This window comes from Streptomyces sp. NPDC049040 (assembly GCF_043197715.1).
Taxonomy (GTDB): Bacteria; Actinomycetota; Actinomycetes; order Streptomycetales; family Streptomycetaceae; genus Actinacidiphila.
In genome coordinates, this window is sequence record NZ_JBICTO010000002.1 from 987,646 (window position 1) to 999,897 (window position 12,252).

The following is a 12,252-nucleotide window of genomic DNA, read 5'->3' on the forward strand; positions in this document are numbered from 1 at the left end:
CACAACGGCGTGCGGAACGCAGTAACACCAGCAGCGCCCGCCACTCCCCGACCAAGGAGGCGGGCGCTGTGTCCTTGGTGCGGGGACGATCCGCCCGTCACCCGTGCGGCCACCCGCCTCAGGTGTCGACGGACAGCTCGGTGCGGCACAGGGCGCAGCGCGCCCGCAGCCGCCCGCGGCACGGCAGCCGGATGCGCTGGAAGCAGGTGGGGCACGGGAAGGAGACCCGCACGTCCGAGGCGGTGGACTCGAAGGAGTAGTCGGGGCCGGGGGACAGGGAGCGGCGGTCCTTGACGTAGCGGCGCCGGGCGACGAAGCCCGCCGCGGCCAGCGGCGCCCTGCGCAGGTCCTGCTCCGCGCGGGCCAGCCCCGCCCGGTAGGCATCCCGCGCCTGCGCCGAGCGGAACCACGGCTCGACGTCGTCACCGAAGGCCCGCGCCCGCTTGGCGAGCACGTAGCCGAACTCCTCCGGCGTGAGATAGCCCAGCTTGTACGCCGACATCATCAGCCGCTCACCGCGGATCGCGGCCTCCTCGCGGTACGCGTCCAGCAGCAGCCAGCCCGCGCCGAGGTACGTCGTCGCCGTGTCGGTCAGGATCTCGTTGTCCCGGGTGCCGGGGAACTCCAGGCCGAGCCGGTGCAGGTAGACGTGCGTCACCTCGTGCGCCAGCGCCGCCCCGACATCGCGCCTGTCGGCCCTGAACCGGGAGTGCAGCTCGATGAAGTACTCGGGGCCCGCGGCCAGTTCGACGTTCCCCGCGTGGACCATGTCGCGGAAGCCGACCACCATGCGGGCGTCCGGCAGCCTGAAGTGCTGCACCATCACCCGGGCCACCCGCTGCGCGCCCAGGTACACGTCCTCCTCGGCGGGGAATTCCACCAGCTCCGGGTGCACGCTGCTCGGGAAGCGCTCCACCCCGTCCGCCGACAGCCGCCGGTAGAGCGCGGTCAGCGCGGCGCGTACCGTGTCCAAGTGCGGGAAGCCGTGCACGATGGCCCCGCCCCCGGCGGTCGACGCCCCCGGGTCCGCGTACTCGGCCATGACCACCTCCCCGTACCGGACGAGCCTACGCGCCGCCGCGGGCGGCTGTCCCGGTCGGCACGGCTTGCGGCAGCATGTGGCGCATGCCTGTTCTGACCCACGCCGAGGCCGAGATCCGTGCCCGCGACCTGACCGTCCTCCACTACGACCTGGACCTCGACCTGACCGGAGGGGACGAGGCGTTCGGCTCGGTGGCCGTGATCCGGTTCCTGGCCCACCGCGACTGCGACACCTTCGCCGAGATCCGGCCGACCGCCCTGCGCCGGGTCGTCCTGGACGGCCGCGAACTCGACCCCGGCCTGCTCCGCGACAACCGGCTGCCGCTGGCCGGCCTCGCCGAGGGCGAGCACGAGCTGCGGGTCGAGGCGGACATGCCCTACTCGCGCACCGGTGAGGGCATGCACCGCTTCACCGACCCTGAGGACGGCGAGACCTACCTCTACACCCAGCTGTTCATGAACGACATGCAGCGGGTCGCCGCGTCCTTCGACCAGCCCGACCTCAAGGCGGTCTTCGACGTCGCGGTGAGCGCACCGCGGGAGTGGACCGTCCTCGGCAACGGCATCGCCACCAGGACCGCGCCGGGCCGCTGGCAGCTCGCCACCACCCCGCCGCTCGCCACCTACTTCGTCGCCGTCGCCGCGGGCCCCTGGCACTCGGTGCGCACCGAGCACGCCGGGCTGCCGTTCGGCCTGCACTGCCGCCGCTCGATGGCCGCGTACCTCGACCACGACGCGCCCGCGATCCTCGACATCACCCGGCGCTGCTTCGACCGCTACCACGAGCTGTTCGGCGAGCCGTACCCCTACGACTCCTACGACCAGGCCTTCGTCCCTGAGTTCAACGCCGGGGCGATGGAGAACCCAGGACTGGTCACCTTCCGCGAGGACTTCGTGCACCGGTCGGCTGTCACGCCGGTCGAGGCGCAGTACCGCGGGGTGGTCATCGCCCACGAGATGGCGCACATGTGGTTCGGCAACCTCGTCACGCTGCGCTGGTGGGACGACATCTGGCTCAACGAGTCCTTCGCCGAGTACATGGGCACCCAGGTGCTCTCCGAGGCCACCGGTTTCACCGGCACCTGGACCGACTTCGCGGTCGCCCGCAAGTCCTGGGGCTACGACGCCGACCAGCGCCCCTCCACGCACCCGGTCGCGCCCGACTCCGAGGCGGTGCCGGACACCGCGTCCGCGCTGAACAACTTCGACGGCATCTCCTACGCCAAGGGCGCCTCCGCGCTGCGCCAGCTGGTCGCCTGGCTCGGCCCCAAGGCCTTCACCGCCGGACTCAACACGCACTTCGCGCGGCACCGCTTCGGCAATGCCACCCTCGCCGAGTTCCTCGACTCCCTCGGCACCGCCACCGACCGCGACCTCCCCGCCTGGGCGGCGGCCTGGCTGCGCACCACGGGCATGGACACGCTGACCCCCGCGGTGGCCCCCGGCGGACCCGAGGGCGGCTGGCGGCTGGAGATCGGCCACCGCGGGCACCGCCCGCACCGGATCGGGGTCGGCCTCTACGACCGGGCCTTCGCCGCCCCCGGGTCGCTCGTGCTGCGCGACCGGCTCACCGTCGACATCGCCGCGGGCGCCGTCGTCGAGCACCACGACCTGGCAGGGCCGCCGCCCGACCTGGTCCTGCTCAACGACGGCGACCTGACCTTCGCCAAGGTCCACTTCGACCCGCAGTCCTGGGCGACGCTGCGGGACACCCTCGGCGGGCTGCCCGACCCGCTCGGCCGGGCGGTCGCCTGGAACGCCGCGCGCGACCTCGTACGCGACGGGGGCATCACACCGTCCGACCACCTCGCGCTGACCGCGGCGCACCTGCCGGGGGAGAGCGACCCGAGCATCGTGGACGCCGTCCTCACCTTCTGCCGCGGCCCGCTCACCGACCACTTCCTCGACCCGGCGCTGCGCCCCGAGGCGCTGCGGACCCTCGCAGGCACCGCCAGGGCGCTGCTCGCCGCGGGGCTCGACGGCACCAGGCTCAGCGCCACCCGCACCCTGGTCGACGCGGCACTCGGCCAGGACGACACGGAGGAGCTGCGCGGCTGGTACGACCTGGGCGAGATCCCCGGCGGCCCGCCGCTGGACCCCGAACTGCGCTGGCGGATGCTGCTGCGGCTCGCCGTGCTCGGCGCGGCGGGGCCCGCCGACATCGACGCGGAACTCGCCCGCGACCCCAGCGCCGTCGGGCGCGAGGGGGCGGCCAGGTGCCGGGCGGCGCTGCCGGACCCGGCGGCCAAGGCTGCCGCGTGGGAGGCGATGTTCCACGACGACTCGCAGTCGAACTACCTGGTCACGGCGAACGCGCAGGGCTTCTGGCACCCGGAGCACACCGCGCTCACCGCGGACTACGTCGCGCGCTACTTCGCCGAAGTCGTGCCGCTGGCCGCCCGGCGCGGCACCGCCATCGCGGAGCTCGCCGGGCGGGTGGCCTTCCCGCACACCGCTGTCGCGGCCGAGACCCTGCGGCTGGGGCGCGAGTGCCTGGACGGCCCGGCCGTCACCCCCGCGCTGCGGCGCACGCTGGCCGACCGCCTCGACGACCTGGCCCGCACCCTCCGCATCCGCGCGGCCTGACCCTCCCCTTCCACGGGTCCGGCCCGTCCCCTCCCGCGGGGCCGGCCCCCTCCTCCGCCACCGGGCGCGGGGCCGGCCCCGGATCTTCCCGCGCCCCGGGGAGGAGCCGGCGGGTTGACGCGCCGCCTTTCCCGTCGCCGCGCGCCGGTCGCCCCTCGCGGGGGCCGCCCCGCTCGGGGGATGAGCGTTTTTTCAGCGGCCGGGGGAACCGCGCGACCGGCCACCCACCAGGGCCCCGGGGGGAAAGGGGCGTACCGACACGCGGCGTGGGTCGTTGTGCTGGGGGAGAAAAGAACGGCGGTGGAGGACGGTTGAAGGAGATGCCCGGCCTGGCGGGCGGCCGGCACGGCCCCTCGGAACTGCGGCCCCTGGTCGACACGGTGCTGTCCGCGCTCGAGGAGGGCGCAGCGGCCCGCGGCGGCCCGCTGCCGGCGGGCGGCCCGAAGGAGACCGCGAGACGGGTGGCCGGCGCACTCGGCAGACCGCTGCCCGGCCACGGCACCGGGGCGCACGAGGCCTTGCACACCCTGGTCCGGGAGATGGCGCGGGGCGCGGCGGAACCGGCGGACCCGTACTGCGCCGCCCATCTGCACTGCCCGCCGATCGCCCTGGCCGCGGCAGCGGAACTCGCCGCGGCCTCGCTCAACCCGTCGCTGGACTCCTGGGACCAGGCACCGGCCGCCACCGAGATCGAGACCCGCGTCGCCGCCGCGCTCGCCGCGGTGGTCTACCCGGACCTGCCGGCCCCCGACGCGCTGATGACGACAGGCGGCACCGAGTCCAACCAGCTGGCGCTGCTGCTGGCCAGGGAACGCGCCGCGGGCGGCCCTCGGGTACAGGTGGTGTGCGGGGCCAACGCCCACCACAGCGTGCAGCGCGCGGCCTGGCTGCTCGGCCTGCCCCGGCCGGTCGTCGTGGACACCCCCGCCGGGCTCCTCGACCCCGCCGCGGTGGACGCCGCCCTCGACGAACTCCCCGGCCGCGCCCTGCTGGTGGCGACCGCGGGCACCACCGACACCGGCGCGATCGACCCGCTGCCGCAGCTGGCGCAGGCCGCCACCCGGCACGGCGCGGAACTGCACGTCGACGCGGCCTACGGCGGCCCGCTGCTGTTCAGCCGGCACGAGGCGGGCAAGCTCGACGGGCTCCAGTCCGCGGTGTCGGTCACCGTCGACCTGCACAAGCTCGGCTGGCAGCCGGTCGCGGCCGGCCTGCTGGCCGTACCCGACGGTGCCGCGCTGCGCCCGCTGGGGCACAAGGCGGATTACCTCAACGCCACAGACGACACCGAGGCCGGCCTGCCCGACATGCTCGGGCGCTCCCTGCGCACCACCCGCAGGCCCGACGTGCTGAAGATCGCCGTCACCCTGCGGGCGCTGGGGCGCGAGGGCCTGGGCGCCCTGGTGGACACCGTCTGCGGGCACGCCCGCGAGATGGCCGACGCGGTCGACCGGCACCCGGCGCTCGACCTGCACGCGCGGCCCTCGATCAGCACCGTGCTCTTCCGCCCGGCGGGCGCCGACGACGACCAGGTGGCAGCCCTGCGGCGGGAGTTGATGTACGAGGGCCGGGCGGTGCTCGGCCGGGCCACGGCGGGCGGCCGGCTGTGGCTCAAGGCGACCCTGCTCAACCCGCACATCCGCCCGCAGGACATCGACGCCCTGCTCAGGCTGGTGACCGACGGACAGGCCAGACAGGCCCCGGCGGCGCCGTGACCGGCCCGGCGCCGTACCCGACAAGCCCGAGAGGAAGGCAGCACCGATGAACGCCGCGACCCCACCGGAGCAGGGCCAGGAACAGGACCCGCACGCCGCACCCGACCAGGAGCGGGAGCCCTTCGACCTGCTGGGCGTCGGCATCGGGCCCTTCAACCTGTCGCTCGCCGCCCTCGCCGACGCCGTACCCGGTCTGACCACGGCCTTCTACGACCAGCGGCAGGCCTTCCACTGGCACCCCGGCCTGCTGGTCGACGGCGCCACCTTGCAGGTGCCCTTCCTCGCCGACCTGGTGACCCTCGCCGACCCGGCCAGCCGCTGGTCGTTTCTGAACTTCCTCAAGGCCCGCGAGCGGCTGTTCCCGTTCTACTTCGCCGAGCGCTTCCACGTGCACAGGGCCGAATACGACGCCTACTGCCGGTGGGTCGCCGACGCGCTGCCGTCCACCCGCTTCGGGCAGCAGGTGGACACCGTGCGCTGGGACGCCGAGCGCGGCCACTTCGAGGTCGACCACACCCAGCTCGACGTGCACGGCGAGGCCGAGGCGTTGGGCCGCACCTACGCGCGCCACCTGGTGCTCGGCATCGGCACCGCACCCTACGTGCCCGAGGCGCTGCGCCCGCTCGCCGAGTCGCCGACCGTCCCCGTGGTGCACTCGGCGGACTACCTGCCGCAGCGGGAGCGGCTGCTGGCCGCCGAGCACATCACCGTGATCGGCTCGGGGCAGTCCGGCGCCGAGGTCTTCCTCGACCTGCTGCGGGCCCGGCCCTCGGGCCGGGAGGCGATCACCTGGCTGGCGCGCACCCCCGCCTTCGCGCCGATGGAGTACAGCAAGCTCGGCCTGGAACACTTCACGCCCGACTACGCGCGCTACTTCCACGGCCTGCCCGAGCCGGTGCGCGACCGGCTGGTGCCGCAGCAGTGGCAGCTGCACAAGGGCATCGACACCGAGACCATCACCGCGATCCACGACGAGCTCTACCGCCGCAGCCTGGACGGCGGCTGGCCGGACGCGGTCCTCACCCCGGGCGTCACCGTGCGCACCGCGGGCCGGATCGGCACCTCGGGCGTCGAACTGCACCTGGAGCACGCCGACCAGGGCACCCGAACCCGGATGGTGACCAGCGCGGTGGTGATCGCCACCGGCTACCGCGAGCGCCCGCTCGACCAGCTGCTCGGCCAGCTGGACGCCCATGTGCTCAGGGACGAGGCGGGCCGGCCGCGGATCGACGCCAGGCACCGGCTGGAGCTCGACCGGCACGTCACCGGCCGGATCTACGTCCAGAACGCCGAACGCCACACCCACGGCGTCGGCGCCCCGGACCTGGGCCTGGCCGCCTGGCGGTCGGCCGTCGTGCTGAACGACCTGACGGGGCTGCTGACCGGAGCGGAGCACTACCCGCTGCCGGCCAGGACAGCCTTCACCACGTTCGGCCTCGACGGCGCGTCCGCCTGCGACGTCCCTACGAGAACAGCGGCACTCCGGCGCGGGTGAGCCGCCACTCGTCGCCGCCGAACGCCGACGGGTCGATCGAGCCGTGCGCCTGCACCCAGGCGATGATCGTGTTGCGGATCTCGTCGGAGTTCGACCACACCGACTGGGCGGCCGCCACGTGCGGGTAGTTGCTGCCGCCGCTGGAGCGGTAGTTGTTCACCGCGAGGACGAACCGTGCGGCCGGGTCGACCGGGGCGCCGCCCGCCGTGAGGTTCACGATCCGCGAACCGGCCGGCTGCGAGATGTCGATGTCGTACGACACCCCGCTGAGCACGTCGTAGCTGTAGTCCGGGGTGTTGCCGGCATTGGTGATCTTCGTGACGTCGACGGGGGCGCCGGGCGCGGTCTGCACGAAGTACGCCGCCGACCACTCCAGGTAGTCCTTGACCTGCGCGCCGGTGAGGATCTTGGCGTCCAGGGTGTTCTCGTAGACGTAGAGCCCGGCCACGTCGCGCAGCGAGACCTGCCCGGCCGGGATCGCGGCGGTCCGGGAGAAGGGCGAGGCCTCGGACAGCACCGGCAGTGAGGCGTACTCGGTGCCGGCCAGGGCCGCCTTCACCGTGTCGGACTGCACCAGGTTGATGAAGTCGATGATCGGGGTGTCCTTGTAGGTGGACTCCGCCGCTGACATGGCCACGGTGCAGGTGCCGACCACCTGGTTGACGTAGTCCACGACCTTCTGGTGCTCGTCGCGCACCAGCTTGGCGACGTGCGGGTCCTCGGCCACGGTGTTGGCGTTGCGCACCTCGGCGGTGACCGAGGAGACGTGCCAGCGGCCGCGGTCGAAGGTCAGGTCGATGTCGAAGACCGACAGCCGCATGCCCCACATCAGCGGCTCGGAGAGCACCACGGTCTTGCCGGTCTGCTCGTTGACGACCAGCGTCTGCGGGCGCTCGACATGGGTGTGGCCGACCAGGATCGCGTCGATGCCGGGCACCTGGGCGGCCACCAGGGACGAGGCGTTCTCCGGGTACGGCACGGCGTCGCCGTAGCTGGTGCTGCCGTCGAGGCCCGAGTGGTCGGTGCAGACCACCACGTCGCAGCCCAGCGCGCGCAGCTTGGGCACGTAGACCTTCGCCTGCTCCACCAGGCCGGGGAAGGACATCCTGCCCTGCACGTTGGCCTTGTCCCAGATGGCGATGCCGGGGTTGGTCAGGCCGAGGATGCCGACCTTCACCGGCGGGCCGCCGTGCACCTTGATCTCCTTGACCAGGTAGGGCGGGAAGGCGGGCTTGAGGGTGGTGGCGTCCACCGCGTTGGCGGCGAGCAGTGGAAAGTCGCACTGGTCCTGGAAGGCCCGCAGTAGCGGGATGCCGTAGTTGAACTCGTGGTTGCCCAGAGCGGCGGCGTCGTACTTCATCTGGTTCATGGCAAGGGCCATCGGGTGCCGCGGCCCGCGCCGGCCGCCGGTGATCGGCTCCACCCGGGCGTAGTAGTACGACAGCTGGGTGCCCTGGATGATGTCGCCCGCGTCGATCAGCAGCGTACGGTCGTGGCCCTTCTCGGCGCGGGCCTGCTCGACGAGGGTGGCGACCTTGGCCAGGCCGACGTCGTTGTGGGTGGCGTCATCGTACTCGGCGTTGGTGAAGTAGTCCCAGTTCAGGGCGTGCCCGTGCAGGTCGGTGGTGCCCAGCACCCGCAGGCTGAACGTCTTCGGCCGGTGGTCGTGGCCGTGGTCGTGGTGCTCCTGTGAGGCCTGTGCGGGGCCTGCCGCGGCGACCGTGCCCGCGGTGCCGGCCAGCGCCACGCCGGCGCCGGTGGCGGCCGAGCGGTTGATGAAGTCCCTGCGGTTGAGCGGCATCTCGTCTCCTTGACGTTCACGGGCGTGCGGAGGGCACAACGCGCGTAGATTCTGGACCAGGAGAGGGCCTTCGCAACAGACCCCGCAGGTTGACGGCTGCTGTCGGCCGCCCGCGCACCCCCAGGCGGCCCCGCGGCCCGTCCCGGCGCTCATCCGAGCGGCTGCCCGCACAGTTCGAGAGTTGTCAACAATCGTTAATCCAGGTGTCGTTGGGCAGTTGCCCCCAGTGGTCACGGCTACCAACGAGTAAGTCATACGCTCGATACATGCGCCGAGCGAAAATTGTCTGCACCCTGGGTCCCGCGACCGACTCCTACGACCAGATCAAGGCACTGGTCGAGGCCGGGATGGACGTGGCACGACTGAATCTGAGCCACGGAAGCTACGCCGAGCACGAGGACCGCTACCGACGGGTGCGCAAGGCCTCCGACGAGACCGGTCGCAGCGTCGGCATCCTGGTCGACCTTCAGGGCCCGAAGATCAGGCTCGGGCGTTTCGCCGAAGGCCCGGTACTCCTTGAACGCGGCGACGAGTTCACCATCACCGCCGACGACATCGAGGGTGACCAGCAGATCTGCGGCACGACCTACAAGGGGCTGCCCGCCGATGTCGCGCGCGGCGAGCGCATCCTGGTCGACGACGGCCGGGTCACCCTGGAGGTCACCGACGTGGAGGGGCCGCGGGTGCACACCATGTGCATCGAGGGCGGCATGATCTCGGACAACAAGGGCCTGAACCTGCCCGGTGTCGCGGTCTCGGTGCCCGCGCTGTCCGACAAGGACATCCGCGACCTGCGCTGGGCCCTGCGGACCGGCGCCGACGTCATCGCGCTGTCCTTCGTCCGCTCCGGGCGGGACGTCGAGGACGTGCTGCGGATCATGGCGGAGGAGGACCGCAGGGTCCCGGTGATCGCCAAGATCGAGAAGCCGCAGGCGGTCGACAACCTCGAGGAGATCGTGGACGCCTTCGACGGCATCATGGTCGCCCGCGGCGACCTCGGGGTGGAGATGCCGCTCGAGGCGGTCCCGCTGGTGCAGAAGCGCGCCGTCAAGCTCGCCAAGCGCAACGCCAAGCCGGTCATCGTCGCCACCCAGATGCTGGAGTCGATGATCGACAACTCCCGCCCCACCCGCGCCGAGGCCAGCGACGTGGCCAACGCGGTGATGGACGGCACCGACGCGGTGATGCTCTCCGGCGAGACCAGCGTCGGCAAGTATCCGATCGAGACGGTCAAGACCATGTCGCGGATCGTGGCCGCCGCCGAGGCGGACATGCTGACCGCCGGGCTGCCGCCGCTGACCGATCGGAACAAGCCGCGGACCCAGGGCGGCGCGGTCGCCAGGGCGGCCGCCGAGATGGGCGACTTCCTCGGCGCGCGCTTCCTGGTCGCCTTCACGCAGTCGGGCGACACCGTCCGCCGGCTGTCCCGCTACCGCTCGCCGATCCCGGTGCTGGCCTTCACACCCGAGCCGGCGACCCGCTCGCAGCTGAACCTCACCTGGGGCGTGGAGACCTTCCTCGGCCCGACGGTGCAGACGACCGACGAGATGGTCCAGCAGGTGGACGAGGAGCTGCTGCGGATCGGCCGCTGCAAGAAGGGCGACGTCGTCATCATCACCGCCGGGTCCCCGCCCGCGATGTCGGGCACCACCAATATGGTCCGGGTCCACCACATCGGCGAGGACGACTCCCCGAAGTCGTAATGCGTCACGGCCATATTGGTCCTGACTTCTCCGCGCCTCCGACGGCAACGGCCGCCGGGGGCGCGACCTTTCGCGCGGCCGGAAAATGTTGTTCGACCGCAATTAACGCTCCGTAACACGGGCGCAATAGGGAAACCGGATCGGGGCAGCCGCGGGTCCCCGCCGGGGGCTCGCGCCGGTATTCGTCCGGCCCGATCCGCCGGGTTCCGGCCGGATGGGACGGTTGACCGGTGACAAGTCGCCTACGCGCCACCGGAAGTGCGGGTTCTCAGCATCCGGACAGGGGAGCAATGCACCCAAAAGCCCCGCCGAATCTCAAGTGAAGCTCAAGAGTTTCCGATTGGCATAACAAGACAGTCACACTCTTCCCCGCACCTCTGCCTCACTCCCCGAACCGGGCCTAGAGTCACGGCCAGTCACCGCGCCACCGGATTTGTCAGTTCGGGTTCCAGCGCACGACTCGGCCACTCATCAGAGACGGCCGCGCCAGGGGAAAGGACTGACCGTGCGACACCGTTCCTTGCTGATTCTGACCTCCGTACTCACCACAGGAGCCCTTACTCTCACTGCTTGCGGCTCGCGCAGCGACGACGGCGACAAGGGTGGCAGCACCGGCGGCTCGGGCGGCAGCACCACCAGTGCCGCGAGCAACGTCACCGTGGTGATCGGCGTCGACGCACCGCTGACCGGACAGAACTCGGCCACGGGCCTCGGGCTCCAGTTCGGTGCCCAGATCGCGGTCGACGACGCCAACGCGAAGAACCTCGTTCCCGGCGTCACCTTCAAGATCCAGGCCAAGGACGACAAGGCGCAGCCGGCCACCGGCCAGCAGAACGCCACCGCCTTCACCTCGGACAACTCCGTCATCGCCGCGATCGGCCCGCTGAACTCCAGCGTCGCCGTGTCGATGCAGCAGGTCTTCGCCAGCGCCAACATGGTGGAGATCTCGCCCGCCAACACCAACCCGGCGCTGACGCAGGGCAAGGACTGGGCGACCGGCAAGAAGACCCGGCCGTTCCCCACCTACTTCCGCACCGCCACCACCGACGCCAACCAGGGCGGCTTCGCGGGCGACTACGCCTTCAACGCCATCAAGAAGAAGAGCGCCTTCGTCGTCGACGACAAGCAGACCTACGGCGCCGGCCTCGCGGCCATCTTCAAGCAGAAGTTCAGCAGCCTGGGCGGCAAGATCGCCGGCACCGACCACGTCAACACCGGTGACAACGACTTCTCGACCCTGGTCACGAAGATCAAGAACTCGCACGCCGACATGGTCTACTACGGCGGCCAGTACGACGAGTCCGAGCTCATCACCAAGCAACTCAAGGCGGCCGGCGTCAAGATCCCGCTGATGGGCGGCGACGGCATGTACTCCGACACGTACATCACCACCGCGGGTGCGGCCGCGGAGGGCGACCTGGTCACCTCGGTCGGCGTCCCGGTCACCACGCTGAAGACGGCCACCGACTTCATCAACACCTACAAGGCCAAGAAGTACCCGGGTGACTACGGCACCTACGGCGGCTACACCTACGACGCCACCACCGCGATCATCAAGGCCGTCAAGGTCGTCATGGACGCGAACGGCGGCAAGCTGCCGGCCATGCCCGACGCCCGCAAGGCGCTCATCGACGCGGTGCAGAAGACCGACCTCGAAGGCGTCGCAGGCCACGTGTCCTTCGACGAGTTCGGTGACACCACCAACAAGCAGCTGACCGTCTACCAGGTCAAGTCCGGCAAGTGGGTCGCCGTCAAGTCCGGCGTCTACACCGGCTGACCCACCCCGCACCACCCGGTGCCGGGGGGGCCGCCCCCCCCCCCCCCCCGGCCCCCCCCCCCCCCGGGCCCCCGGGGGGGGCCCCCCCCCCCCCCCCCCCCCCCCCCCCCCGCGCCCCCCCCGGGGGGGCGCAG

General features: G+C 71.9%; 7 protein-coding genes. 5 read left to right on the forward strand and 2 right to left on the reverse strand.

From position 1 onward, the window contains the following. Nucleotides 1–118: 118 nt before the first annotated feature. Nucleotides 119–1,042 (reverse strand): hypothetical protein, encoded by a 924-nt coding sequence (locus tag ACGFMP_RS09265; RefSeq protein ID WP_393671314.1) that lies wholly within the window; start codon nt 1,040–1,042, stop codon nt 119–121. Between the two features lie 83 nt (nt 1,043–1,125). On the opposite strand from ACGFMP_RS09265, the gene pepN reads away from it, so the two are divergent. From pepN to ACGFMP_RS09280, 3 genes are all read left to right on the forward strand, one after another. Then, complete coding sequence (pepN, locus tag ACGFMP_RS09270; protein WP_393671315.1) at nt 1,126–3,627, forward strand: aminopeptidase N; 2,502 nt, start codon at nt 1,126–1,128, stop codon at nt 3,625–3,627. 320 nt (nt 3,628–3,947) lie between these two features. After that, nucleotides 3,948–5,342, forward strand: coding sequence for a pyridoxal phosphate-dependent decarboxylase family protein (locus tag ACGFMP_RS09275; protein WP_393671388.1), 1,395 nt, complete (start codon nt 3,948–3,950; stop codon nt 5,340–5,342). A 46-nt stretch (nt 5,343–5,388) separates the two neighbouring features. Continuing rightward, nucleotides 5,389–6,837 carry a lysine N(6)-hydroxylase/L-ornithine N(5)-oxygenase family protein gene (locus ACGFMP_RS09280; protein WP_393671316.1) on the forward strand — a complete coding sequence of 483 codons (1,449 nt, stop codon included), beginning with the start codon at nt 5,389–5,391 and terminating at the stop codon, nt 6,835–6,837. Here ACGFMP_RS09280 and ACGFMP_RS09285 read toward each other — a convergent pair. Continuing rightward, nucleotides 6,806–8,638 carry a bifunctional metallophosphatase/5'-nucleotidase gene (locus ACGFMP_RS09285; RefSeq protein ID WP_393671318.1) on the reverse strand — a complete coding sequence of 611 codons (1,833 nt, stop codon included), beginning with the start codon at nt 8,636–8,638 and terminating at the stop codon, nt 6,806–6,808. The two genes, ACGFMP_RS09280 and ACGFMP_RS09285, sit on opposite strands and share 32 nt — an antisense overlap. A gap of 266 nt (nt 8,639–8,904) precedes the next feature. On the opposite strand from ACGFMP_RS09285, the gene pyk reads away from it, so the two are divergent. Both pyk and ACGFMP_RS09295 read left to right on the forward strand, forming a co-directional pair. Beyond that, nucleotides 8,905–10,341, forward strand: coding sequence for a pyruvate kinase (pyk, locus tag ACGFMP_RS09290; protein ID WP_393671319.1), 1,437 nt, complete (start codon nt 8,905–8,907; stop codon nt 10,339–10,341). A gap of 505 nt (nt 10,342–10,846) precedes the next feature. Further along, nucleotides 10,847–12,118 (forward strand): branched-chain amino acid ABC transporter substrate-binding protein, encoded by a 1,272-nt coding sequence (locus ACGFMP_RS09295; RefSeq protein WP_393671320.1) that lies wholly within the window; start codon nt 10,847–10,849, stop codon nt 12,116–12,118. The last annotated feature ends 134 nt before the right edge of the window (nt 12,119–12,252 follow it).

Excerpts from the sequence above, each read along its gene's own strand:
- ACGFMP_RS09280 (WP_393671316.1), top strand. The coding sequence starts at position 5,389 with ATGAACGCCGCGACCCCACCGGAGCAGGGCCAGGAACAGGACCCGCAC.
- ACGFMP_RS09275 (WP_393671388.1), top strand. The coding sequence starts at position 3,948 with ATGCCCGGCCTGGCGGGCGGCCGGCACGGCCCCTCGGAACTGCGGCCC.
- ACGFMP_RS09265 (WP_393671314.1), bottom strand. The coding sequence starts at position 1,042 with ATGGCCGAGTACGCGGACCCGGGGGCGTCGACCGCCGGGGGCGGGGCC.
- ACGFMP_RS09285 (WP_393671318.1), bottom strand. The coding sequence starts at position 8,638 with ATGCCGCTCAACCGCAGGGACTTCATCAACCGCTCGGCCGCCACCGGC.
- pepN (WP_393671315.1), top strand. The coding sequence starts at position 1,126 with ATGCCTGTTCTGACCCACGCCGAGGCCGAGATCCGTGCCCGCGACCTG.
- pyk (WP_393671319.1), top strand. The coding sequence starts at position 8,905 with ATGCGCCGAGCGAAAATTGTCTGCACCCTGGGTCCCGCGACCGACTCC.